This window comes from Enterococcus sp. SB12, assembly GCF_030910025.2.
In the GTDB taxonomy this organism is placed as follows: Bacteria; Bacillota; Bacilli; order Lactobacillales; family Enterococcaceae; genus Enterococcus_B; species Enterococcus_B faecium.
Map to the genome: position 1 here is coordinate 2,072,011 of NZ_CP175675.1, position 26,186 is coordinate 2,098,196.

Genomic DNA, 26,186 nt, shown 5'->3' on the forward strand with positions numbered 1-26,186 from the left:
CTTTCTATTTATATACTCCGTTTTTCAGCCAAGAAAGTTTCAAATTGAATTCACTGATTGCTTGCTCTACTGAGTAATCTTCAGATGTTGAAAATAGGCGATACGAATGCGCAATTGTTGTAAATACAGTATTCATCACTAATTGGATCAGTAATTCCAATTCATGATCATTTTTTACTTTCAGCTTCGTCCGATCAATCAATTCAAGCAACTCTTTTGCATCTTGTTTGTGTTCTTTATGTGGATCGTGAGGCGTTTTTTGGCGACTCGTATGAGGAGCGACTTTTCTTGAGGCACGGTAATCCATGTTCATAAACAAATTACGATAAAAAGAAGCATTCTCGCCTTCCAAAATCTCATAAATCATTTTAGAAAAATAGGATTCGAATCCTTTGAATAGATCACCATCGGATTCTTTCATTAGTTGTAACATATCTTTAGAGCTGTCACGTCTCATTGTCTCAAAGTAATAAAAATAAAGATCCTCTTTATCTTCAAAATACTGATAGAAACTGCCTCTAGGGATATCCGCTAATTTGACGATATTAGCAATCGAAGCTTCTTTTAAGGGTACTCTAGAAAACTCGATTCTCGCAGCCTCGATTAGTCTTTTTTGTTTTTCTTTAGGCAAATGGAAAAATGTCTGTGTCGGCATATGGATCCTCCTTTCTTTCAAGATGACACATTGTCATATGACGCTATGTCATCATAACACCTCCTACCTGTTTTGCAAGACATTTGCATAGTTTTTTTCATTATCATCCGATACATTAAAAAAGTGATAAGAGGAATCCTTCCATTTGAATTAATGAGAGTTGCCCATTAAAATAGCCACATACTAAACAAAGGATGAGATAAATGGCCCAATCAATTAGTGTCCAAGACTTCAATAAATTGCCTCTCGATGCTGACAGCATCGTTTTAGATACAAGAAATACCTTAGATTACACAAAAAACCACTTAAGCCACTCGCTTTCTATCCCCGCTCCTATCTTGCCAAGACAATTAAAAAATCTAGATCCAAAGAAACTTTATTATATTCTAAGCTATACAGGCAGGCGATCAGAAGCATTAGCCGATCAACTTACTGCTAATGGTTTTCGTGCTGTTTATATCATTGGTGGGATGGAAGCTCTTCAGTCGAGTGTTGCTTGAATATTGCTTGTTAGATTCAAAAGAGGCTGTGACAAAAAATCGTGTCACAGCCTCTTTTATATCCTGTCTTTTTTTAGTTACGCCGATTGTAAAATTAAGCTAGACAAATAAATAAGCCATTCGTGCTACACTCAAAATGTAATTCCGACTAAAGAAAACATAGGAGTGATCACGAATGACCTACACCCATCTTACCACGGATGAACTGGTGATGATAGAGTCTTACTACCACCAAAACATCAAAATTGTGAAAATTGCTGAGTACCTGAAACGATCTCGAACACCGATTTATAACGTCATTAATTTCTTGAAAGAAGGCCATACGGCCCTTGAATACTACCAACAGTATAAAGAAAATAAGAAACGGTGTGGCAGACGAAACATCGTCTTGCCAAAGAAACAACAGTCCTACATTAAAGAAAAAATTGCCCAAGGCTGGACGCCAGACATTATCATTGGGCGTAAAGAGAAACCAATCAGCTGTTCCGTAAGAACCCTTTATCGCCAGTTCAAGGAAAAGGTGTTCGATGAATCGACTTTGCCCATGAAGGGTAAGCGGAAACCAAATGGACATCAAGAACGCCGAGGAAAACAGGCTTTTAAACGGAATATCGTTGAAAGAGAAACTGATTACCCGACATTTAAAGAAGAGTTCGGCCATATCGAAGGCGATACCATTGTAGGCATTCATCATAAGAGTGCTGTCATAACTTTGGTAGAACGTCTATCGAAAATCATCATCACCTTGAAGCCCGAGGGGCGCAAGGCGATCGATATTGAGAATACTCTGAACCACTGGTTTGGATCGATTCCCAGACATTTATTTAAATCCATTACCTTTGATTGTGGGAAAGAATTCTCTAATTGGAAGGCTTTAAGTAACCAACATGACATCGCTATTTATTTCGCTGATCCAGGGACTCCTTCGCAACGAGCACTGAATGAAAATTCCAATGGCTTGCTGCGAAAAGATGGTCTGCCAAAAAACATGGATTTTAATCAAGTCGACCAAGCTTTTATCTCTTCAGTGGCGAATAAGAGAAACAATATTCCACGAAAGTCCTTGGATTATCAAACACCCCTGGAAGTATTTATGAGTTACATGAATGAAGATATTTTGTCTAGCTTAATTTGACAAATCAAATTATTTATTCTTCAACCTTATCAATATGACTTGATAGCCTTTTCTTTTTCGAGTAAACTGATTTTGTTAGTCATAGTTATAACAATCATAGCAATAAAAGGAGAAGGTAAGCATATGGCATCTGTTTTAGTAGTCAAAGGTCATCCCCTAACTGCAGAAGAATCGCGCACAGTTAAGGCATTGACGTCTTTTTTAACAAGTTATAAAGAAAATCATCCAGATGATGAAGTGACTGTTTTGGAACTTTATCGCGATGATATTCCGGAAATCGATGAAGAATTATTATCAGGTTGGGAAGCATTACGTGCTGGTGCAGAATTCACTTCCTTATCAGAAAGTCAACAACAAAAAATTGCTCGTTTCAATGAATTGACTGATCAGTTCCTTGCTGCTGATAAAATCGTTATCGCAAACGCCTTATGGAATCTAAATATCCCAACAAAATTAAAAGCTTGGTTCGATACCGTCAATGTAGCTGGAAAAACGTTCCGCTATACAGAAAACGGGCCAGAAGGATTAGTGACAGGTAAAAAAGCACTGCACATCCAATCTAATGGCGGTGTATACAACGGACAAGACTTTGCCTCTCAATATGTAAAAGGTATTTTAAACTTTGTAGGCATCGATCAAGTAGATCAGCTATTCATCGAAGGAATCGATTATGACCCTGACCGTGCAGATGAGTTGATGCAAAATGCATTAGATAAAGCTGCTGCTTTAGGTAAATCATTTTAAAAATTGAGATAAATGCATACAAAAGAGACAGAGGAAAAAATCTTCAAAGCAGCATTTGTGCCTTGGATATTTTCCCATCTGTCTCTTTTTGTTATTCTTTCTGCTTTTTCAACGGATTTTCTTCATAAAGAGAAGAGATTGTTGTGTACCATTCAAAAACATGAGTAATCACTACTTTAGCTGCTGCATAAACAGGAATCCCCAAGATCACACCGATGATTCCGAATAATTTCCCAGAAGTCAGCAGAACTAATAAAATCGTTACTGGATGGATTGCTAACTGATTCCCTAGTACTAATGGAGAGATCAAGCGTCCTTCTATTGTCTGCTCTACTGCAAAAACGATCAGTACTTTGATGATCATGAATGGACCTGCTACAATGGCTAAAAAGATAGCCGGAATCATCGCTAAAAATGATCCTAAGTAAGGGATCAGGTTCAAAAAACCCGCAATAATCCCCAACGTGACAGCATACTCTAAACCAATGACCGCAAAACCAATCATAAACATGATTGCCACAGCAAAAGCCACAGTTAGTTGTCCTCTTATATAAGAAGAAACTTGACTATTCATTTCACTCAGCACATTCAACGTCGGTTTTTGCATGCGTGTCGGTAAAAATTTGACAAAATAAGGTGCTAATTGTTTACCGTCTTTCAATAGATAAAATAAGATAAACGGCATCGTCAGCAGAGCCACTAAAATAGTCGCTACCGCGCCAACAAAACTTCCAAGACTCTGAACTGTACTCTTAGATATATCTTGGATCATATCGCCTGCCGAATTCATGAACTTATCACCTGCTGTTTCCAACTGTTCGCGAAATTGGTTGAACAGCGGGTCCCGCAAAATCTCGGTTAATTTATTATCAATCGTATCTACATATTGAGGGAAGTTACTGATGAAGCTCACTGTTTGTTCCTGAATCTTAGGGATGATCACTACGCTCCCCCATGCGATTAGTGCAACAACCAAAACAAACAGCCCAATGATACTGTAAAGCCTTGGTACTTTTCGCTTTTCAAAGTAATCAACTACCGGATTCATCAAGTAATACAAGATTCCTGCTAAAATGATAGGCAGACCTACGATTGCTAAAAATTGCCAGATTGGTGCAAACAAATATGAAACTTTTGTAAATAAAAAGACGATCAGCAATATTAACAATACAACAAGTAAGGCTGTGACTACTTGATTATTTAAAAACCAGCGCCAAAACCACGACACCGGTCTATTCTTCTTATTTTTTCCTTCCATAATTCCTCCTGTTAGTTATAAAAAATTTGGCTTCCCAAACCAATAGCAGGCAGTCTATGCGGATGAAGATAGATTCCATTTGCAATTTGTCCTTCTTCTGGACAAGCATCAAAAATCAATGATACGTGAGCTACTGTCTCTAAATTCCCATTGGCCATCGGACCGACATAATCGATCGTATATACCTGATCATCAAAAGCAATTGTTCCGCCTGCTTTCAAAGAAAAAGGTTCGTCTTTTGATACTTCTTGAATCACCGAATATTTTCGTAAGGCAGCTGTTGCTGTTTTATCGAACAAAATCAGCACGGGTTCTTCCTTGTTTATTGCTTCTGTCCCAATTTCTGTAATCTTTGCCTGAATCATTGCACTCTCTCCTTTAATTGCTTTCAAAAACAGTATAACACATTCTCATTCTTTAGCCGTGTGGAATAATTATGTGATAGAATAAAAACGAAAACTATTTCATTACAATTAGGAGGAATCAGTTCATATGATCGAAAAGATAATTTTAGGAACCTATACGCGTCGCGAAAGTAAAGGAATCTATACGATCGACCTTGATACAGAAAAAGAAGAATTAGCCAACCTTTCATTAGCTGTTGAAGAAAATAGCCCTACCTATGTAGCAAAAAGTAAAGCTGGCAATCTTTACACAGTTACTAGTGTGGATGGATTAGGTGGTGCCGGTGCGTACGATAAGGATTTTCATTTTTTGAATGCGGTAACAGAGTCTGGCGCTCCTTTGTGTTATGTAGCGGTTGATGAAGCACGTCAATTACTATACGGGGCGAACTATCATAAAGGTGAAGTAAATGTCTACCATATATTAGGAGATGGCGAACTGAAAGCAGCAGATTCAATATTCCATCAAGAAACGACAGGTCCTCATAAAAACCAAGATCATGCGCATGTCCATTATACGGATCTGACTCCTGACCAACGATTAGTCGTATGTGATCTTGGTACAGATCGTGTGTATACTTATGATGTGTCCGAAAACGGCAAATTGAATCTTGTAACTACCTTCACTGCAGAGCCAGGAACAGGCCCTCGCCATCTTGTCTTTCATCCAAATGGACAATTCGCTTATTTATTTGGTGAATTAGACAGCACAGTCCGCGTGCTTTCTTATAATAAAGAAACAGGTGCTTTTGAAGAATTACAGAAAATATCGACCTTGCCAGAAGAATTCGACGGTGAAAATGGAGGGGCAGCTATCCGCATTTCAAATGATGGCAAGTTCCTTTATGCTTCTAACCGAGGACATAACTCGATTGCTGTATTCGCAGTTTTTGAAGATGGTTCCCACATTCAAAACAAGCAAATTATCTCAACAGAAGGGGATTTCCCCCGCGATTTCGCACTAGATCCAAGCAATAATTTTGTCGTGTGTGCCAATCAGAATACCGATAATCTGACATTATATCGCCGTCATCCTGAAACAGGATTACTGGAATTACTGAAAAAAGATGTCTATGCACCAGAATGTGTCTGTGTTTATTTTGATCGTTAGTAAGAAAAGGAGAATGAAATGAATCAGCAAGACGTATTAGACAGACTACGGGAAGAACTAAATATTCCTTTCTTTGATGGGAAAATCGAAGATAAAGAGTATAGCGAAGAGGAATATCAGAAACTCAAAGCCGATTTACAGAACTACTTTGAACAATATGTACAGAATGTAGAAAACTAATCAGCTTTCCATACTATCTGAAAAGAACATCAGGACAAGACTTTTCCGTCTATCCTGATGTTCTTTTCTACAAATAAAAAACCGCCGAGATGGTTAGACTCGACGGAAAAGGAGTATTTACTCGATTTTGAGTAAGTACAAGGTTGTTGTTGGTTATAGGTATGTCATTATCATAAAGGATTTTGATCACTCTATCATAAAGGTAATATTACATTTATATTAGATAACTCTAGTTTTTATTGTTATCAAAGATTTCTTTTATTTTTTCAACAACAAATTAGTCATTTTTTGGATGGCAGCTGTCAATTGGTCTGTCGCTTGGTCTTGTTTTGCTTCAGATGTATTGAATAGATCTTCATCTACCCCTGATTCAAGATCGATACTTTGGATCATTTCTTCACAGCCTGCTACATATGAAAGATAAGCTTTTTCAAAATTTTTATGAATGCCCATTGCTTTTGCTGGTGGACGCAAAGTACTGACTTTCTTAAGCATTGCCCGATATTTTTTTGTTCCTTCTTCAAATAACAGGATGATCTCTTCAAGAGTCGATTTGTCCAGGTCACTTGTTTTTCCTTCATCGATTGCGTTTCTGATCACTTCATATTTCGGATGCATTCCTTCTCCGATTGCTTCTGTTTCCTTGACGATTTGATCGATGGACTGCACATAATAGCCAATATTCGGTAACATGTTCGTTTTCCTACTTTCTCCATTGTTGTTATTATTTATTCTACTTGTTTTTATCCTCAAATGACAAGTACTTGAAAAAATTTAATGGTTTCTATACAGCTCGCCATTCTTATTCGTGCTCAAAGAAACCATCTGCTAAACTATATTGTTTCCCTGCGACAATGTCATATTGGATCAATTGATATTCGTCGTAAATCTCTTGTTGCGAGCGATTGAATTGCGCTTCTTTATACCACTGTCCGTTTTGATAGTACAGTTCTCGTTCAAACGCCGGAAGTTCCTGTTCTAATGATAAAAGCAGCTGATAAAAGCCATTTGTTGTCTGATTCGTCTGTTCCATTAGATTCGCTGCAAAATAAAACGGACTGGTGATTGCATCTTGAGTCGTTTGCTTTTCTAATTTCCCTTTGCTGTCAAACATCAAGAATTGTGTTTCATGCAATGTTTGTTTATCATTTTTGGCTTGGATGGTATCTGAATAAATCCCTGGCAGATGATCCCCCCAAAAAACAACTAAAGTCCTTCTAGAAAGATTCTTCAATTCTTCCGTGAACTGCTTCAGTGCCGTGCTGCTATAGGAAATATCTTGCAGATAATTCTCTAAGTCAAGCGTCCTACTTCCATCTGAAATTTCTGCAGAATAGCCCAGTCTATCATACTTTCCATTGTAAGGCATATGTGTCTGCATCGTGACTAAATGAATGAACTGAGGTGTTTTTTCTTCCTTGAGAAGTGTCATTACTTCTTTGTAAGCTGACTCATCAGAAATATATGGATTATTCTCTATCGTATCCGTATAGGTCATCGTACGCTCGCTGATGAACTGGTCAAATCCTAATGTCTGATAAACATCCTCTCTTTTATACATCGAAGTATTGTATGGATGGATCGCTGTCGTCTGGTATGATTGTGCGTTTAACGCTAAAACGATAGAAGGAAGCTGATCCATTTTTGGTACAAGCATCGTGTAAGGGGTGGTGAGTTGCGCATTAAATAACGCCATAGAAAAACCAGTCAATGCTTCAAATTCGATATTTGCTGTTCCACCGCCATAGTTTTGAGAAAGCATATTGCCACTATATGTTTGATCAGCTACTTCATAATAATCTGCCAATGGCTCACCAGATACTTCTACGCCGTTTAATCGACTAGGATCTGAGAAACTTTCACTCATCACGAACACGATGTTCGGCGACTCTTCCTCTACAGTTTTATTTTTTTCATCGGCTAGCTTCTGGTATTTTTCAGTGATTTCTTTGATCTTTTCTTTCGAATATCCTTCAGGTTCATCCATTGGTTCTACCTTCAGATTGTACAAAAACCCACCGATAAAACCAGTGTTATAGTAGTTCATTTTCTGGCTGTAAGGTATCCATAGTGCCGTTTTATTATATGCTTTTCGCAACAAATTATCGGGATTGTTGAAATTACTGATATACCCTAGCAGTCCAATTGCCACAAGCAGTGTCGTTAATCGGATCAATTGGAATCGCCTTCCTTTTTTCAGGCTTCGAAACATGTACCAGCAAAACAATCCTAGCACGGTTCCTGCGGCAGCTAAGATCACTGTAAACAGCATAGTGCCGGTCATATCTTTCAGCAATCCGATTTCAGTGATCATCTTCAAATCGTCTGGATAAATCGGTTCTTGCCGATAACTCATTTTCATATAATTTGCAAAACCTAATACACCGATGGCTACGACATACGTAAGGGAACCTAAAGGGACAGATCCTGCTAGTGCAATCAGAAAAATAAGAATGATCAGCAAGACGAGACAGGCTAAGAAGAATTTTTCCGTATGCCAAGAAAAAGCAAATTTCAACGCAAGGTCTACGGATAGATCATTTTGACACCACTGCAAAAATAAATTACTAAAAACAACAAGAAAAAAGATACTGATGATCGCTGCTGTTCCTTTTAAAATCTTTTTCTGTTTGGTCGAAAGTCTGCTTATATATCTTTTCAAATGCTTGCTCCTTCATTTCTATCAATAAAAGAATGTTGCTTCTCTTATTTTAGTTGTACGAAATTCGAAAGTAAAGAACGGAAAGAAGAATTAATGAAATCCAAATATTCTCTTTCTTTATGGCCTTTCTGGTTTCTTTAATAAGCGGACCTTTCGTACTCCAGAAATTTTTTCTAGCTGTTGTTTCACTTGATTGAGCTGTTCAAAAGCAGTACTGTCTATGTCAATCAATATGTAGACATGCTCATTCTTATGGTTACGCGATATATCTGCGATCGCTAGCTCGTTCTCATTCAGCAGAGAAAATATCTCTGCTAATATATTGGTTTTCTTTTGATAAAATATAGTGAATCGAAACGGCGCTTGGAAAAACATTCGTGCGGATGGATAATTGACCGCTTCTCTAACCGTACCGAACAAAAGATAATCTTTTAAGGCTTCAACTGCCAAACGTCCGCTGTCTGCCAAAGCTTCCTGAGTCGATCCCCCTAGATGAGGCAACATAAGTATACGGTCATTTTCTAAGAACTCTTCTTCTGGGAAATCAGTCACGTATTTGGCCAGATGTTGTTTTTCCAATGCTTGCATAACAGCATATTTATCAACAATTTCACTTCTTCCTACATTGATAAGTACAGCATCTTTTTTCATTTTTTCTATATTCGCCTGATCGATCAATCCTTTTGTATCTTCTGTCAACGGCAGCATGACTACGATGTAATCCGAGGTAGAAAGAACTGTTTCTAAATCTGCTTGCCGAACATAATCCAACTGGGCATCGCGGATAGAATAACCCAAGACATCCATCCCTAAGCTATAGCAACTTAGCGCTACTTTTGTGCCTATCGCTCCAAGACCAAGAAGACCGATGGTTTTGCCTTGCAATTCTCGTCCCACATAAGCACTTCTTTTGTTTTCTGCCTGTTCTAAAATATTAGGACCTGTTAGTGTTTGTACCATACGACTTGCTTCGATTATCGGACGGGAAGATAAGAGCAAACAGCACAAAACAAGCTCTTTTACTGCATTAGCATTTACACCTGGTGTATTCATGACGATCGTCCCGTTTTCAGAAGCTTTTTCAACGTTGATCGTGTTCACCCCAACACCAGCTCTTGAAATTGCTAGCAAATCTGGTGTAAGCCATTCATCTTTCACTTTCGTACTACGAATAACTATTCCTTCGGCTGGCAAATCATCTATTATTTTGAAATATTCCCCTTGTAACTTTTCTATCTCTTGTTCTGGAATAGCATCAATCAAATGAACGTGATACATAAAACCCCCTCCTTACTAACAAGTATCTCGAAATTTCTGCAATTAGACAACTGTTTACCATTTGACTTCCTAGAAGCAAAAAGAGCAGTTAGAGCAGAGTAGGATTAGTGATAAAAATAAGGCTATGACAAGTTACTGCCATAAGCCTTATTTTCGAGAGCAAAATATTGAGGGTGAGATATCTTGATAAATGGTGTTCCGTTAGCTGACATTGATAATAAGACTAAATTTCAAAAAAGTTGAAAAGCAAATTTCGTCAATCTCTTCTTAATTCTTAAAACTAAGCGGCTTTTTCACAACCTCTTTTTATCTAATAACCACTGTTTCCAACTCAACTAATTTTGCCCACGTTTCAATTTGATCTGTTGTTAGATTTAGCGAGACAACGGTATGATGACCGCCACCTGCCTGAATCCATGAATGGACACCTTCATGGAAATTCGGTTTAGTTTTCCATAACACACGTGCAACAGGTAAATTAGGTGCTTCAGTCGTTGGTTCAAAGGCTTCTACTTCATTGATCAGCAGTTTATAATGCGTACCGAAATCTGCCATCGATACGACTACCCCTTCTCCTGCTTTCCCATCAAACACAAGACGCGCCGGATCTTCTCTATCTCCCATTGATAAAGGAGAAACAACGATTCTTGGTTTCGTCGCAGCAAGCGTCGGATCTACTTCCATCATATGGGATTCCAAGATTGCTTCTTGGCCACTAGCTAGCTCGTAAGTATAATCTTCCATGAATCCTGTATCTTTCCCTCGAGCCATGATTTTCAGCAACCGATCAATCGCTGCAGTTTTCCAGTCGCCTTCCCCAGCAAAACCGTATCCTTCTGCCATCAAACGTTGTACAGCTAGTCCAGGTAGTTGTTTCATTCCATACAGGTCTTCAAAATTAGTCGTAAAAGCGTTATAGCCTCCTTCTTCTAAGAAACGGCGAATACCGATTTCCTGCTGAGCTTGTACTTTTACATGCTCCTCCCATGTCTTTTCTTCATAATCACCATAGTCGAAGGTATACAATTCCTTGTACTCTTCAAATAATTGATCGACTTCTTCGTCTGATACGCGATCGATTACTTGTACAAGATCTCCGATACCAAAATAATCAACAGTCCAACCAAATTGAATCTGTGCTTCCACTTTGTCTCCTTCTGTGACACCCACGTTTCTCATGTTGTCACCAAAACGAGCCACTTTTATTCCAAAACTTTCATTATAGGCTACTGCAACATCCATCCAATCAGCAATCTCTTTTTGGATCTCAGGTCGTTTCCAGTAGCCAACGACGATTTTATTTTGTTTATTTAATCGAGCATTGATGAACCCATATTCGCGGTCACCATGAGCGGATTGATTTAAATTCATGAAATCCATATCGATCGTTTTCCAAGGAATGCTTTCGTTATACTGAGTAGCTAAATGAAGCAATGGTTTTTGTAGAAGCTTTGTCCCGCGGATCCACATTTTTGCTGGTGAGAAAGTATGCATCCAAGTGATCACACCTGCTACTTCTTCTCGATAATTGACCTCTTTCATGATTTTTGTGATCGTATCAGCAGTAACTGCTAATTCTTGAAGGCGGATTGGATAAGGCAATTGGCCATTTTCATTCAGTTCATCGACCATTTCTTGTGCATGTTTCTTTACTTCTCGCAGTGCTTCTTCCCCATATAAATGCTGTGATCCTACAACAAACCAAAATTCTTTTTCTCCAATATTCAACATAACTAGCCACTCCTTTTATTTGTTTTGTCCGTAATACGCATTTTTTCCGTGTTTTCGTAAATAATGTTTATCTAAAATCCGTTGAGGCAGCTCTTCTGAAAATGAATTGAGCTGTCTGGTAAATAAATTCATCTTGCATACTTCATCTAGTACGACTGCGTTCATTACCGCACTTTGCGCATCTTTCCCCCAAGTAAATGGACCGTGTCCGTGTAAAAGTACCCCTGGAATTGCTAAGGGATCAATTTTGCGTTCTTTGAATGTTTCTATGATAACTTTTCCTGTTTCATATTCGTACCCGCTGTCGATTTCCTGTTGTGTCAAAAATCGAGCACAAGGTACCGATCCATAAAAAGTATCTGCATGCGTCGTCCCCATCGCAGGAACATCCAATCCTGCTTGTGCCCAGATCGTCGCCCATGTCGAGTGAGTATGGACGATTCCTCCGATTTGAGGAAATGAACGATATAAAACAGCATGAGTAGGCGTATCCGAAGAGGGATTGAGTTTACCTTCAATGATATGATTGTCCAAGTCCACAACGACCATGTCGTCTGCTGTCATCTCTTCATAACTGACTCCGCTAGGTTTGATAACGAAATATCGTGTTTCAGGATCAAAAGCGCTCACATTTCCCCATGTATATTTGACGAGTCCGTGTTTAGGCAAGTCAAGATTTGCTTGGTATACTTCTTCTTTCAGTTGTTCCAGCATTTTCTATCACTCCTTTTTCTTGCAATTGATGAATCGCTGTTTTTTCAATGTCGATCCCCTCACGGTAACGTCTCATAAATATCTGATAGCCTGCTATTTCTTCTGCTGAAGGTGTGATGGTGATTCCTTGGTCTTGTCCAAACACGTCTTCTGCCAAGAAGTTTTCTAAAGACTTCCCATGTCGATCCATCATATAGGCTGCTAATAACGCGATTCCCCACGCTCCACCTTCTCCGGCTGTGTCCATCACTGTAACTGGTGCCTCCATAGCAGATGCTAGAATCCGCTGTCCAACTTCTGGTGTTTTAAAAATCCCCCCATGTCCCACTAAACGATCAATTTGGACATTCTCAGATTTCAATATATCCATTCCGATTCTCATTGCACCAAAAGCACTGGCTAAATGGATCCGCATGAAATTCGCTAAATCAAAACGGCTACCTGGTGTACGTACAAATAATGGCCTTCCTTCATTTACTCCTGTAATGTTTTCACCGGAAAAATAACCATAAGAAAGTAATCCCCCGCAATCCGTATCGCCTTCTAGCGCTTTGTTGAATAATACCGTGAATAATTTATCTCTGCTTATCTCCATACCCAAAGAATTGGTAAATTCTTCAAAAATACTGACCCAAGCATTGATATCCGAAGAGCAGTTATTCGTATGAACCATGCCTACTAGTTCTCCTGAAGGTGTAGTGACCATGTCGATTTCCGGATGGACATTTTCTAGTTCTTTTTCTAATACGATCATAGCGAAGGCGGAAGTACCAGCCGAAATGTTCCCTGTCCGTTTGGCTACACTGTTCGTAGCGACCATACCGGTTCCTGCATCCCCTTCTGGCGGACAAACCGGGATTCCTGGTCTCAAATTTCCCGTAGGGTCGATCAGATAAGCCCCTGATTCGCTTAACTTGCCAGCTTCTTCTCCTGCTACTAGAACTTTAGGCAAAATGTGATCCAAGTCAATCGCTACGTGCGCTTTTTCGATTAACTGACCAAAAATATTTTTCATTTCTTGATGGTAGGTTTTCGTTGAAGGATCGATAGGAAACATGCCTGATGCATCTCCTACGCCTAGTACTTTCTCACCAGTAAGCTGCCAATGGACATAGCCTGCAAGCGTTGTCAAAAAATTAATTTCTTTCACATGTTCTTCTTTATTCAAAATAGATTGATACAAATGAGCGATACTCCATCTCTGCGGAATATTGTATTGAAATTTTTCCGTTAATATTCGTTCTGCTTCTTCAGTGATTGTATTTCGCCAAGTACGAAATGGTACTAGTAACTGTTCCTTGCTATCAAATGCTAGATAACCGTGCATCATTGCACTGAACCCAATCGACCCGATTGTCGTAAGATTCTCGCCATAGATTTCGAATACTTCTGCTGCCATTTTTCGGTAACTGACGCGCAGTCCTTTCCAAATATCTTCTAATGAATAGGTCCAGATACCATTTTCTAGTTTGTTTTCCCACTCATAACTACCAGCGGCAATAGGAGTAAAAGATGAATCAATCAATACAGCTTTGATCCTAGTTGATCCAAACTCAATCCCTAAAGATGTACGACCATTTATGACATCTAACATACTTTGCGCATTTACTTCCTTCATAATGATTTAACTCCCTCCTTCTCGTCAAACCTGATCAAACCGTCTTTTTAGTAGCGCTTACAATGATTATTGTATACTTTTGTACGTACATGTCAAGCGGTTATTTACAAGAATACAATAAAAAACACTTGTTTTGTACGTACATAAGTTATAAAATGAAATTGCTTACAAAATCTGATCAACCGCCTTCTCGAAATTCTAGAAGGAGAGAATACTTATGAAAAAAGAAAAAAAAGTTTCCTCGTCGTTTATTTATTTTTTTGGCGCATTTGGCGGCATTCTATTTGGATATGATATTGGTGTTATGACCGGCGCCTTACCTTTTTTACAGCATGATTGGGGTTTGGCAGGTAAAGCTTCTTTGATAGGATGGATCACGTCTTCGGTCATGTTAGGTGCGATCCTTAGCGGCTCTTTATCTGGTCTTCTTTCTGATAAGCTTGGACGACGAAAAATGATTCTTCTTTCTGCACTTATTTTTATGGCTGGTTCTGTCCTTTCTGCATCTGCCCCTCACAATGGTTCTTATTTTCTGATTGCAGCAAGGATTCTTCTAGGTTTAGCTGTTGGCGCTGCATCTGCCCTAGTTCCTGCTTATATGTCTGAAATGGCTCCTGCTAGACTAAGGGGAAGATTGTCAGGGATCAATCAAGTGATGATTGCTTCTGGCATGCTCCTTTCCTATGTTGCAGATTATTTGCTAAAAGGGTTGCCTGAAACGATGGCTTGGCGCGTGATGTTAGGACTCGCTGCTGTCCCCGCGCTGATTTTATTTTTCGGTGTTTTAGCTCTACCAGAGTCACCGCGTTTTCTTATGCAATCTGGCCGCTTGGAAGAGGCAAAAAGAGTATTGAACTATATTCGGACACCAAAAGAAGCTGAACAGGAATTCGAACAAATCCAGCTGAATGTCAAACAAGAAAAGACAACCGGAACTTCTTGGCATACTTTGTTTTTAGAAAAATATCGTTCCTTAGTCATTGCCGGTATTGGTGTAGCAGTATTCCAGCAATTTCAAGGAGCTAATGCTATTTTTTACTATATTCCGCTGATCGTAGAAAAAGCGACTGGGCACGCGGCGAGCGATGCATTGATGTGGCCGATCATCCAAGGAATCATTTTAGTTGCTGGTTCTTTGCTCTTTTTGGTTATTGCAGACAAGTTCAATCGGCGAACTTTATTGAAAATAGGCGGTAGCGTGATGGGACTTTCTTTCATCCTACCAGCTGTTTTAGGAACTGTACTGGATGTTCATACAAATTCGTTGTTGATTCTCTTGTTTTTATGTATTTATGTCGCATTTTATTCTTGCACATGGGCGCTCCACTGACATGGGTAATCGTAGGCGAAATATTCCCACTAGCTGTCCGCGGGCGAGCATCTGGCCTAGCCTCTTCTTTTAATTGGATTGGTTCTTTCCTAGTTGGCTTGCTTTTTCCTGTGATGACTGCTTCTATGTCTCAAGAAATCGTTTTCGGCATTTTTGGGATCATCTGCTTTTTAGGGGTTTTATTTATTCAAGAGATCGTACCAGAAACTCGTGGGAAATCTTTAGAGGAAATCGAACAAAGTGCATCTAAAAAAACTTATCCTAAACGTATTTCTATCCATCATTCTTAAAGAGGTTGTGACAGAAGTGGTCAGCTTCAAGAAATAAGAAGGAATTTACGAAAATTGCTTCTTAAATTTTTGTGGAATTTCAGCTTATTTTCGAAGAAGCTACTTCTGGAACACCGTGAATCAGAGGTTGTGAAAAAGCTGTCCTGCATCAAATAATAAGAACATCCAAACAAAAATAGCTTCTCCTATTTTTCGTTTGGTTAGGCTTATTACCGCAGATGCAAGCTTTTGAACACCGTTTAAGGAAGAGGTTGTGAGCCTGCCGTTCAGCTCCAGTCACAAGGAACAATTTCAAAAAACAGCTTCTCATGTTTGATGAATATTGTGACTTGTGACCAGTTGGTAGGAGAACACCGTTTAGTGGAGAGGTGGTGAAAGAAACGTTCAGCCTTGAGCGATGACAAAAGCTCTCACAAACATTGCGACGAGTAACCGTAGGAGCAATAAGAGGCGGTAAAAACCCGTCTCTTATTTTTCGTTTTCTTTCACTGTTTCCCGTTCAACTAGTACAGGTTCATAAAGAATATTCGGCTGTGCCTGTCCTTTTTCAATCGTTGTGACGATCCACCGTGCGGCATCTTGTCCCAACTTTTCTTTTGGATGTGTCAATGTTGTCAATTTTTTATTTCCTAAATGGCTTAAAGAAGAATCGTCTGTTCCTACGATGGATAGATCATCTGGAATTTGATAGCCATTTTCTGTCAGCTTATCTAGCAATAAACTAGCTATTTGGTCGTTATAGCAAATGATGCCATCTAAAGCTTGTTCTTCTTTCAACCGTTGTACTGTTTTTTCAGCGATTGTTTCTCGTGTTTCCGTGGTGAAAGTAATGATATCTTCCATCAAAAAACGCACATTATACTGTTCACACGCGCTGATAAAACCTTTCATCCTGTATTTTCCTTGAAGATCGTCGATTTTTGTGATTAACAACAGACGCTGATGTCCTTTTTTTATCAAATATTCTGCTGCCATAAAACCGACTTTCACATCATCTAAACAAATATAAGAGGCATTTAACTCTTCATAAGCAGCATTGATCATCACCATCGGAATGCCTTGTTCTCTCAAAGCAACATAAAGTGCTAAGTTTGGGTTATACTGATTACTTTTCGTAGGCTCAACGATCAAACCATCTACCCCATAAGCAATCATTTTCTTCAAACACTCTTTTTCCAATTCGTGATCGTTATTCGTACTGGCTAAAAGCAATGAATACCCAGACTCTCGTAATTCATTTTCGATTCCTCGGATAATCGACGGAAAAATATAATCAGAGAGATATGTGGTGATGACACCGATCGTTTTTGTTCTGTTCAATGGTGTTTTTTCTATCTTATAGCTGTCATCTACATATGTGCCCGATCCTTTTTCTTTACGCAGATAGCCCTCATTTACCAACACAGCGATTGCTTGCCGAATCGTATGTCTGCTGACGTCATATATTTCTTGCAGCTTGAATTCTGAGGGAATGGTTGTATTTACTTCGTATTCCTCACGAAGGATCTTTTGTTTTATCTCATCTGCAATGTCTTGATATTTTGCCATTTGCCTTGCCCCTTTTTATTTGTACGTACATATATTATAACGAATCTGCAAGGTTTATTCAAGCAAAAATCAAGGTTTCTTGTGCTCATAAGGCATACGGAACAGGTTCACCAAATTCTGGAAATCCTTGCTCATTCCACGTAAAGCATTGCGCGTTCGCGTGCCGATTGGGATTGTCTAACGGATCCCCTTTTTGGTTCTTCTCTGGTCGTGCATGATAGATCAAAATATCAAAGCACCCATCTTCTGAAACCGTAAACGAGTTGTGACCAGGACCAAATTGCTTATTTTTTTCAGAAGAAACGAATACTGGCTCCGATAATTTATGCCATGATTCTTTTAATAAAAGATTCTTGTGCTCATCAGCCCACAGCAGGCCCATGGCATAGTTTTCATCTGTTGCACTACCAGAATACGTAATGAATATTTTCCCATTGCGAGTAAGGACTGCTGGACCTTCATTTACTGAAAAACCCCGTTTTTCCCATTCATACTCAGGTATAGAAAGGAGGATCTGCTTCCCCTTTAACGTCCAAGGATTATCCATTTCGGATAGATAAAGATTAGAATTCCCAGTAATTTCAGGATCTTGTTGGGCCCACACATAATATAGCTTTCCTTGAGAAGAGAAAGTTGTTCCGTCTAAACTGAAAGTTTCCCTTTTCGTTTTTATTTGTCCCTTTTCTATCCAATCTGTATTCATTGGATCTATATGCTGATTTTCAAGTACGAACATGCGGTGATGATGAGATTCATCACGTATAGTTTTATGATTGCTTGCAGCAAAGTAAATATACCATTTTCCATTGATATAATGGACTTCAGGTGCCCAGATCAATTCACTCATCGGTCCTTCTTCATGAGCCTGCCATACAATCAGGCTTTCAGCATGTTCTAATTCATTCAGTGACTTTGCCCTTCTTAATTCAATCACTTGGTAGCCTGGAACCGATCCTGTAAAATAATAATAACCATCTGTATGTTTATATACCCAAGGATCTGCCCGTTGCCGAACGATAGGATTATTATAAAGTGTCTTCATCATAACAAATTTCCTCACATTTTCTTTATTCTAATTACATTCCAAGAGTATTTTTCTATCCCTACATTTAATTCGTCATGTTTTTCTATTGAAAAATAGTTTATTTCAGGTTTTATTTTTTCTGGTTCTTCACGTGTATTTTTGTCCAACAGATCGCTACTGGTTAATGTGTAGTGCTCTCCTTGATCTAGCAAATTGAAATCATGTTCAATCGTTATCTTTTGTTGTTCATTTGTGCGATTGATCAAGAAAATAGTCAGCTGATTGCCGTTATCTACGATCACACTGTCCACATAAGGAACATTTTTTATCTTTTCACAATCATAAACAGGGCAAATGATTTGTTGTTCCAATACTTGACCTTTAGCATATTTCGATAAGTGTTGCATCACATAATAAGTTGGATTCCTCCATGCTTGTCCTTTAGCATCTGTCAGTATTAAAGGTATTGTGTTTACTAACAATGATTGACAACTAATCTTTACGCGATCTGCGTGTCGTAAAATAGCCAGCCCTAATGAACCAAATAATAATGTATCTTCCATAGTAAAGTAACACCAATCGATGGGACTACCGACTTCAAAATCCCTATGTCTTTTTTCCGGTTGGGCATGTACATTCCATTCATCAAACGCTAGATACATTGTTTTCTCACTTCTCAAATATCCTTTTACATAATCACAAGTAGCAACGATTTCTTCAATTTGACGATCGAATCGATAAGCTTTTGCAAGGTATGTCGCTGTATCATCACGCTCATTTTTAGGAGGTTTAGTCAAGTCTTCTTCATCATACTTATCAATATAGTTATGCAAAGCTAAATAATCTACATTCTCATAAGCTTCTTCTAATGCGATACGATCCCATTCAGGGTACGATGGTAAACATGGCGTAGAGCTTCCAACTAAGATTGTTTCAATTGAATCATCCACTAACTTCATGACTTTTGAGGCTTCATTTGCTAACCTACCATATTCATAAGCACTCTTAGCCCCCACTTGCCATGGCCCGTCTAGCTCATTCCCTAAACACCATAATTTAACGCCAAAAGGCTTTTTTTGCCCATTTTTTATTCTTAAATCACTCCAGAAGGTTCCTTTTAGAAAATTACAATATTCTACTAAATTTTTTGCTTCATCAATTCCTTTTGTTCCTAAATTCACCGTGAATATCGGTTTCGCTTGTACATGACTGATCCATTTAAAAAATTCGTGGAGTCCAAAAGAATTTGGTTCTATACCTCGCCATGCTAAATCAATTTTTTTGGTCGTTGTTCTTTCCTACCTACAGTATCCACCCAATCATAACCAGATGTAAAGTTTCCTCCAGGATAGCGAATGACACCTAATTCTAATTCCTTTACATAAGAGAGGACATCTTGTCTAAACCCGTCACCATCAGCTGTTTCATGGGGACCGGTTCATAAATCCCTGTATAGACGACACTTCCCATATGCTCAACAAATGAGCCAAACAGCCGAGAACTGATCTCTCCTACCGTAAAATCCTCTCTGATTTTTACTTTCACTTCTTCGTCCAACAGCTTTCCCTACCTTTCATTTCCTATAGTCAAGATAATAGATACAAGTTTCCATACGCCACCAGCAAAGATAAAAATAAAAGGAGGGAAAAGAAATATGAGCAGTACAAATCCTAATAACAATACGCAACAAAGAATATTTCTCAAAAAATCAAAAAATACTTTCCATGCACTTTGTTCAAAAATTTGTAAAAATGTGATATCTTTGTTTTCAGAAATCACATATATCCAGGATAAAAGAAACATGGAATAAATAAGTGAAACTACATATCCACTAATTGAAAGTACGATTGTCTGTTCTTCTAATAATTGATTAACAAGAAAATAAATAATGATCGTTAACAGACTAAGGAACAAGTTCTTACCAAAATGTTGCTTTATTCCTTGTAAGAAAAAATAAATGATATTTCCTGATCCCTCACCTTTCCATTGCGCCATTACATAAAAAACAGCACATGTAGCAGGCACGATAGTAATAACAGGCAAACACACGATTACCCAGAGAATGCCTAATAAGATGTAATCAGAAACCACAATCAACTGTCCATAAAATTTAGTCTCAACTATTTTCATCTTCCTCACTCTTTCATTCCAGACATAGCTGTTCCTTGAACAAAATATTTCTGTGCAAAAATATAAACCACTAGTAATGGCAGCATTGAAATAACCGTTCCAGCCATTACAGGTCCATAAAAAGAAATGTTCTGCCCCGTAAATAAAGCTAACCCTGCTGGTAAAGTTCTCATTTTTGAACTACTTGTCAATATCAATGGATAAAGCAAGTCATTCCAACTATTCATCAGCGTGAAAATCCCTAATGATAAAAGAGTAGGTTTGCTCAATGGCAACATGATTTTCAAAAAAATATTAAACTCACTTAATCCATCAATGCGTGCTGCCTCTTCCAAAGAATCTGGTAAAGTAATAAAAAAGGAACGCATCATGAAGATACCAAATGCAGTTGTCATACGAGGAATGATCAAACCTGCATAAGTATCAAGCATGCCAAGCAAATTGACTTCAATAAATAGAGGAATCATGAAGACTTGGAATGGGATCATCATTGTCAGCAAAACGAAATAGAACAAAACTGATTTTCCTTTGAAACGCATACGAGCAAATGCATACCCCGCAAGAGAATCAAAGAATACAGAAGTGATCACTGTCCCTCCAGCAAAAATCACTGTATTTTTGATGTAATCTAATAAAGGGATCGTTGTCCAAACCTTAATATAGTTATCTAGGGTATAGCTATCTGCAAATATTCTAGGCGGAAATGAGATAATGTCTTTTTCGTGTTTAAAAGAAGAAATAATCAGCCACAAAAAAGGAAACGCAATAACCAACAATATAACTAGCATACTAATCGTTCGAATGATTTTTTTACCACTAACTGCTTTTCGACTATTCACAGTAACTGTAATCGAGCTTTCTGGTGCCATACAGGTTTCCCTCCTATTTCATTTGTTTTTCTTTCCGTGACATGTACACATTAGTGGAGATAGCTATAGTTGCAACAATGATAAACAAAACCGAAGACAGTGCTGATGCATAGCCCAATTCATAAGGTGCTGTAAATCCTCGACTGTAAATATATTGAACAGCTGTTTCTGTCTTAAATTGTGGGCCACCAGCGGTTGCAACATATACTTGGTCAAACACTTGCATCGAACCAATCAGATTCGTTAAAATACAAAAACCTAAGGAGGGAACGATCTGAGGTAGCGTAATGTTAAAAAACTGCTGTCGATTTGTTGCACCATCCATTTGAGCAGATTCATACAAAGAGGGAGAGATTCCCTGAATAGCAGTCAAGAGAATCGTCATAGTAACACCAAAATTCTTCCAAACAGTCATGATGGCTACCGTCGGCATAGCAAGGGTTGGATCGCGAAAAAATTGAGGGATCGGCAAGCCGACTTGTGAAAACAAGTAAGGAATCGCCCCTACATTCGGATCAAGCAACATAGAAAAAATAATCGCAATTGACGTCAATGAACAAATAACTGGAATGTAAAATGTCGAACGACAAAAACGATTGAATCTGGTATTTTTAGATAATGCTACTGCTGCTAATAAACCAACGATAATTTGTGTTGGCGTTTCGAGTACGGTGAAATATAAAGAATGAATCAACGAATTAACTGCTCGTTCATCACTAAATATACGTGTGAAATTTTCAAAACTTACAAAATTTCTTGATGTAAAGAAAATATTCAAATCTGTAAAACTAATAGCAAATGTTCCTAAAAGCGGTATGACAGTAAATAATAATAAAACTAAAAAAGATGGAGTTAAAAACAAATACGCAGCACGATCAGGACGATTCCAATATTTGGTGAATCCGTTCATATAGTCCACCTCATCTTTCATTTTGATAAAATATACAATCTTGGTTTAAACGAATCTGAATAAGATATCCGAACAATCGCTGTGATTTTTGCAATAACACCTATATACTAGGTCGATCATTCAGATATCTGTATCTTGCCAACAGTCTATCCTGTATAAAGTTCTGTACTATTTTTGCAGTAATTGATTGATGGCATCATCTGCATCGTTCATGAGTGTCTCAGGATCTTCTCCTGCTAATAATTTTTCAATCAGTGGATTGATGATATCGTTATTGATCGCAGAGATTTGGGTAAAACCTGGTAAATATGGCTCTGCATAGTCCATTTGTTTCGATAATTCAGATACAATAGGATCATTTTTTACTTCTTCATCTTTTGCTACTGAATCCAAGTAGGCAGGAAAACCATTTTCGATACTCCATTTTTTACCAATTTCAGTTGTATTCCAATATTTAAAAAACTCATAGACAGCTTCTTTTTTATTATTATCTGTACTTGCCGGAATGGCATATCCTACGCCATCTAAAATAGCTGTTTTTTTGTCTGAATCACTCCCTTGTGGTAAGGTAGTCACATTATAATCAATCTCGTTTGCTTTCAATCCGTTATTTAACCATGGCCCATTGATTTCAATGGCTAGTTGACCAGCATTCATTAAATTGTCCATTTCGGCGCCAGAAATCGATTCTGGACCAGTCTTGTCTACATGGATCATTTTTTGGATCGCTTTTAACGTTTTAAGGTTCTCAGGAGACGCAAATTCAGACTTAGTATAATCATCGTTCACTAATTTACCGCCATTTGCTAACATCCAGTTATATAACGGTGCAGTTCCATCCTTATTGAAGACAAAACCTGATACATTTTTACTACTATCAGTTAATTTTGGTGCCATTTCTGTCAATTCTTCCCAAGTAGTAGGTGGTTGTTCAGTATCTAATCCAGCTTGTTTAAACAAATCATTATTCCAATACATATACATTCCTTGTACCTGCATGGGGACAAAATACTGTTTACCTTCTACTTCACCTAATTCAATAGCCGTTTCTTTAAAATCAGATTTATCTACTCCATCATATTCCCAGAAATCGTCTAATGATTGTACCGCTCCGTTTTCTACATACTGTGCAAAATCTGGATAATTTAATGCAATAAAGTCAGGTGCTTTTTTAGAAGAAATCGCTGTAGGAAGTTTTTCATTCAAATTGGCCCAAGTCATGATATCCATTTCAATTTTGATGTTTTTATCATTTGTTTTATTAAATTCATTAACGATTTCTTGCAATATTTCACCATCAGATGCAGTAAACCCATTCCAAAAAGTCAAAGTCACTTCTTTATCAGAATCAGATTCTGCTGAACTTCCGCCACCGCAAGCTCCTAAAATACCTGTTGCAGCTACCAACAAAGAGCCAATTAACCATTTTTTACCTTTCATTTTTTGTTCCTCCTTCATCTGATAAACGACATCTGACCACATTCCAAGATAGCGGTTTCAATAAACAATTGATTTTCCCATCTTCAGCTTTTACATTTGTTGAATGACTTGGTTTTACTTGTTCACTTTTAGGAAGATTAGTTGCTTTTGTATCAAATCCACTCATTTCAGAAAAATCAATCACTCCCTCTACTGATAATTCAGACAAGTGAACAGTTAGATTCATTTCTTCTTCTCCACGGTTAACTGCAAATATGACAAGTTCTTTGTCATTTATTACGGCTATACTTTCTAAATACGGCACTTCTTCAAAATCTTCCGTCGCATAGTTTGCTGAACGAATTTGTGGGCTTAACACCTCTCCTTGTCCATACACAGCAGCTTGCATAAATGGATAATAGATCGTCTGTCTCCAAGCTTCTCCGTTTGTTTCTGTCCTGATTGGTGCAATAACGTTTACCAATTGAGCAAGACAAGCAATCTTTACTCTATCTGCATGTTTCAATAAAGTGATTAATAGACAGCCTAATAGTAATGCATCTTCAAAATTATAGTTATCTTCTAGTAAAGGAGGAGCAATCTGCCAAGGCGCTGCTTGCTCATCTTGTTCCGCTGAATGATACCAAATATTCCATTCATCAAAGGACAGGTTGATCTGCTTCTTACTATGTTTCTTCGCCTTGACTGTATCGCACATCGCTGTCACTTCAGAAATGAACCGATCTATGTCTAAGGAACGTGCAAGATAATGAGAAAGATCATTTTTTTGGTTGCCATAATATTGATGAAGAGACAAATAATCTATTTGATCGTACGCTTGATCAAGAACTGTTAACTCCCAGTCACCAAATGTAGGCATTTGCCGATTCGAACTTCCGCATAAAACCACCTCAATTGAATCATCTACGAGTTTCATCGCCTTAGCCGTTTCCTCTGCTAACCGTCCATATTCTTCCGCTGTTTTATGTCCAATCTGCCAAGGACCGTCCATTTCATTCCCTAAACACCATGTCTTAATTCCAAAAGGGCTCTCTTGACCATTCGAACGCCTTAAATCACTCCAATAAGTTCCTTTAGGAAAATTACAATATTCGACTAAATTACGAGCTGCATCTACTCCACGAGTACCCAGATTGACAGCCATATTGATTTCGGCCCCCACATGCTGACACCAGTTATAAAATTCATGAATCCCAACTTCATTCGTTTCAATTGTCCGCCAAGCTAAATCCAACCTTCTAGGTCTATTTGCTATGGGCCCAATACTGTCTTCCCAACGAAATCCTGACACAAAATTTCCACCAGGATATCTAATCATGGGAATGTTCAATTCTTTTACCAAGTGAATGACGTCTTGGCGAAATCCACTTTTATTAGCTGATGGATGATCTGGCTGATAAATCCCTTCATATACTGCTCGTCCCATATGTTCAATAAATGAACTGTACAACCGCGGATCAACTTTGCCTACACGCTTGACACTACTAATCAACATTGTGGCTTCCATAACTGACCTCCTTTAATTTATACATGAATAATACACCTTGTTGAAAGCGTTGTCAATAATATAAATGTTAAACTTACTTATTTTTTATCGATTTTAATTAACCAAAATATTAATAACGATTAAAACAAATAATTTAATATAACTTTTATTAACAAGTATGTTAATATATAAGAAAAACCTTTTAAGAGGTGATATATATGCAACTACAAATAAACGAAGAATCCTTACCGGTATATGAAGCATTAGCTAGTAAAACAAGGATCAGGATCATCCAGCTACTTTCCAAAAAGAAGATGAATGTCAAAGATTTGGCAAAAGAACTTGGGGTAAGCAGTGCTATCACAACGATGCACGTGAAAAAGCTAGAGGAAGCAAACATCATCAAAACAGAAAAAGTAGGACAACAAAAAATTTCGAGCCTTCGTGTCGATAAAATCGATATCAGTTTTCCAGAAAAAATATTCAATGCTTTTGATACGAAAGAAACATCGATACCTATTGGTCACTATACAAATTATGCAATTGAACCAACATGCGGTTTAGCTACGATCCATGATTTTATCGGGAAAGTGGATGAACCACGCTATTTTATGGATCCTCGAAGGATGGATGCCCGCATTCTCTGGTTTACCAGCGGATTTGTCGAGTATCAGGCACCTAATTTTTTAAATACAGAGGATACATTGGAGATGTTGGAAGTTTCTGTGGAAATTTCTTCTGAATTTCCTTTTTCAAATGACAATTGGCCTTCAGATATCACTTTCAGCCTAAATGGTGTGGAGCTAGGAACATGGACGAGCCCTGGAGATTTTGCTGATATCCGCGGTAAATATACGCCTGATTGGTATCCAGATAATCTTAATCAATACGGCTTGCTGAAGACGATCCGAATTACCAAACACTTGACGAATATGAATGGAGAACCCTTGTCAAACATCACGATCAACGACATCCCTAAAGAGCAAGACACTTGGCATTTGCGAATCGAAGTGAAAGACGATGCCAAACATGTGGGGGGCTGTACTTTATTTGGTAAAGGATTCGGTAATTACGATCAGGATATCAAATTAAAAGTTTACTACAGCTGATATTTTTCTTTTCTATTTTATAAAACAAAAACAGCCAATCCCTATGAAGGGACGGCTGTT

Annotated in this window: 23 protein-coding genes and 2 pseudogenes; 8 read left to right on the forward strand and 17 right to left on the reverse strand. The window is 38.1% G+C overall.

The annotated features are described in order from the left end of the window. Positions 1-4: 4 nt before the first annotated feature. Positions 5-655: a TetR/AcrR family transcriptional regulator gene (locus tag RBL01_RS10225; RefSeq protein ID WP_002287269.1), complete on the reverse strand. Its 651-nt coding sequence runs from the start codon at positions 653-655 to the stop codon at positions 5-7. Between the two features lie 203 nt (positions 656-858). Between RBL01_RS10225 and RBL01_RS10230 the strand changes: the two genes are divergently transcribed. The 3 genes from RBL01_RS10230 to RBL01_RS10240 all read left to right on the forward strand — a co-directional run bounded on the left by RBL01_RS10230 (position 859) and on the right by RBL01_RS10240 (position 3,034). Then, complete coding sequence (locus RBL01_RS10230) at positions 859-1,155, forward strand: rhodanese-like domain-containing protein (RefSeq protein ID WP_307781002.1); 297 nt, start codon at positions 859-861, stop codon at positions 1,153-1,155. Positions 1,156-1,330: 175 nt separating this feature from the next. Further along, entirely contained in the window at positions 1,331-2,290 is a 960-nt protein-coding gene (locus RBL01_RS10235; RefSeq protein ID WP_410779631.1) for an IS30-like element IS1252 family transposase, read from the forward strand. A gap of 123 nt (positions 2,291-2,413) precedes the next feature. Then, on the forward strand, positions 2,414-3,034 hold the full coding sequence (locus RBL01_RS10240) for an NAD(P)H-dependent oxidoreductase (RefSeq protein WP_002287272.1): 621 nt from the start codon (positions 2,414-2,416) through the stop codon (positions 3,032-3,034). A 91-nt stretch (positions 3,035-3,125) separates the two neighbouring features. On the opposite strand, the gene RBL01_RS10245 is transcribed toward RBL01_RS10240, so the two are convergent. Together RBL01_RS10245 and RBL01_RS10250 are read right to left on the reverse strand one after the other, a co-directional pair. Continuing rightward, on the reverse strand, positions 3,126-4,292 hold the full coding sequence (locus tag RBL01_RS10245) for an AI-2E family transporter (protein ID WP_002287273.1): 1,167 nt from the start codon (positions 4,290-4,292) through the stop codon (positions 3,126-3,128). Positions 4,293-4,303: 11 nt separating this feature from the next. After that, entirely contained in the window at positions 4,304-4,657 is a 354-nt protein-coding gene (locus tag RBL01_RS10250; RefSeq protein ID WP_002325988.1) for a PTS glucitol/sorbitol transporter subunit IIA, read from the reverse strand. A gap of 127 nt (positions 4,658-4,784) precedes the next feature. Between RBL01_RS10250 and RBL01_RS10255 the strand changes: the two genes are divergently transcribed. Together RBL01_RS10255 and RBL01_RS10260 are read left to right on the forward strand one after the other, a co-directional pair. Next, on the forward strand, positions 4,785-5,807 hold the full coding sequence (locus RBL01_RS10255) for a lactonase family protein (protein WP_002318648.1): 1,023 nt from the start codon (positions 4,785-4,787) through the stop codon (positions 5,805-5,807). Positions 5,808-5,825: 18 nt separating this feature from the next. Next, positions 5,826-5,987, forward strand: a complete 162-nt coding sequence (locus RBL01_RS10260; RefSeq protein ID WP_002287277.1) for a hypothetical protein — start codon at positions 5,826-5,828, stop codon at positions 5,985-5,987. A gap of 258 nt (positions 5,988-6,245) precedes the next feature. Here the strand turns inward: RBL01_RS10260 and RBL01_RS10265 are convergent, their stop codons facing one another. Together RBL01_RS10265 and RBL01_RS10270 are read right to left on the reverse strand one after the other, a co-directional pair. Continuing rightward, entirely contained in the window at positions 6,246-6,680 is a 435-nt protein-coding gene (locus RBL01_RS10265; protein ID WP_002297703.1) for a hypothetical protein, read from the reverse strand. Between the two features lie 109 nt (positions 6,681-6,789). After that, a complete protein-coding gene (locus RBL01_RS10270; RefSeq protein ID WP_307781013.1) occupies positions 6,790-8,649 on the reverse strand; it encodes an LTA synthase family protein in 1,860 nt (619 codons plus the stop codon). On the opposite strand from RBL01_RS10270, the gene RBL01_RS10275 reads away from it, so the two are divergent. Continuing rightward, complete coding sequence (locus RBL01_RS10275) at positions 8,650-8,790, forward strand: hypothetical protein (protein WP_002321042.1); 141 nt, start codon at positions 8,650-8,652, stop codon at positions 8,788-8,790. Here the strand turns inward: RBL01_RS10275 and RBL01_RS10280 are convergent. The 4 genes from RBL01_RS10280 to RBL01_RS10295 form a co-directional block, all read right to left on the reverse strand. Then, a complete protein-coding gene (locus tag RBL01_RS10280) occupies positions 8,767-9,927 on the reverse strand; it encodes an NAD(P)-dependent oxidoreductase (protein WP_002318646.1) in 1,161 nt (386 codons plus the stop codon). The two genes, RBL01_RS10275 and RBL01_RS10280, sit on opposite strands and share 24 nt — an antisense overlap. A gap of 306 nt (positions 9,928-10,233) precedes the next feature. Further along, complete coding sequence (gene araA / locus RBL01_RS10285) at positions 10,234-11,658, reverse strand: L-arabinose isomerase (protein WP_002287282.1); 1,425 nt, start codon at positions 11,656-11,658, stop codon at positions 10,234-10,236. A gap of 15 nt (positions 11,659-11,673) precedes the next feature. Further along, on the reverse strand, positions 11,674-12,372 hold the full coding sequence (locus RBL01_RS10290; RefSeq protein WP_002287284.1) for an L-ribulose-5-phosphate 4-epimerase: 699 nt from the start codon (positions 12,370-12,372) through the stop codon (positions 11,674-11,676). Beyond that, positions 12,329-13,990, reverse strand: a complete 1,662-nt coding sequence (locus RBL01_RS10295; RefSeq protein WP_038809373.1) for a xylulokinase — start codon at positions 13,988-13,990, stop codon at positions 12,329-12,331. The genes RBL01_RS10290 and RBL01_RS10295 overlap by 44 nt, the downstream gene beginning before the upstream one ends. 217 nt (positions 13,991-14,207) lie before the next feature. On the opposite strand from RBL01_RS10295, the pseudogene RBL01_RS10300 reads away from it, so the two are divergent. Next, positions 14,208-15,610: pseudogene (locus tag RBL01_RS10300) on the forward strand (sugar porter family MFS transporter). 468 nt (positions 15,611-16,078) lie between these two features. Here the strand turns inward: RBL01_RS10300 and RBL01_RS10305 are convergent. From RBL01_RS10305 to RBL01_RS10340, 8 genes and pseudogenes are all read right to left on the reverse strand, one after another. Next, positions 16,079-17,158: a GntR family transcriptional regulator gene (locus RBL01_RS10305; protein WP_307781014.1), complete on the reverse strand. Its 1,080-nt coding sequence runs from the start codon at positions 17,156-17,158 to the stop codon at positions 16,079-16,081. Between the two features lie 85 nt (positions 17,159-17,243). Beyond that, complete coding sequence (locus tag RBL01_RS10310) at positions 17,244-18,203, reverse strand: family 43 glycosylhydrolase (RefSeq protein ID WP_002297693.1); 960 nt, start codon at positions 18,201-18,203, stop codon at positions 17,244-17,246. An 11-nt stretch (positions 18,204-18,214) separates the two neighbouring features. After that, positions 18,215-19,727, reverse strand: a pseudogene (locus RBL01_RS10315) (alpha-N-arabinofuranosidase). Positions 19,728-19,748: 21 nt separating this feature from the next. Further along, positions 19,749-20,312 (reverse strand): YesL family protein, encoded by a 564-nt coding sequence (locus RBL01_RS10320; RefSeq protein ID WP_002318639.1) that lies wholly within the window; start codon positions 20,310-20,312, stop codon positions 19,749-19,751. Positions 20,313-20,317: 5 nt separating this feature from the next. Beyond that, positions 20,318-21,181, reverse strand: a complete 864-nt coding sequence (locus tag RBL01_RS10325; RefSeq protein ID WP_002287292.1) for a carbohydrate ABC transporter permease — start codon at positions 21,179-21,181, stop codon at positions 20,318-20,320. A 13-nt stretch (positions 21,182-21,194) separates the two neighbouring features. Next, positions 21,195-22,091: a carbohydrate ABC transporter permease gene (locus tag RBL01_RS10330; RefSeq protein ID WP_002287294.1), complete on the reverse strand. Its 897-nt coding sequence runs from the start codon at positions 22,089-22,091 to the stop codon at positions 21,195-21,197. Between the two features lie 168 nt (positions 22,092-22,259). After that, positions 22,260-23,549 (reverse strand): ABC transporter substrate-binding protein, encoded by a 1,290-nt coding sequence (locus RBL01_RS10335; RefSeq protein WP_307781015.1) that lies wholly within the window; start codon positions 23,547-23,549, stop codon positions 22,260-22,262. Next, on the reverse strand, positions 23,521-25,038 hold the full coding sequence (locus RBL01_RS10340) for an alpha-N-arabinofuranosidase (RefSeq protein WP_038809575.1): 1,518 nt from the start codon (positions 25,036-25,038) through the stop codon (positions 23,521-23,523). The genes RBL01_RS10335 and RBL01_RS10340 overlap by 29 nt, the downstream gene beginning before the upstream one ends. Before the next feature lie 197 nt (positions 25,039-25,235). Here RBL01_RS10340 and RBL01_RS10345 point away from each other — a divergent pair, with 197 nt between their 5' ends. Beyond that, complete coding sequence (locus RBL01_RS10345; protein WP_002307176.1) at positions 25,236-26,126, forward strand: ArsR/SmtB family transcription factor; 891 nt, start codon at positions 25,236-25,238, stop codon at positions 26,124-26,126. Positions 26,127-26,186 lie beyond the last annotated feature (60 nt).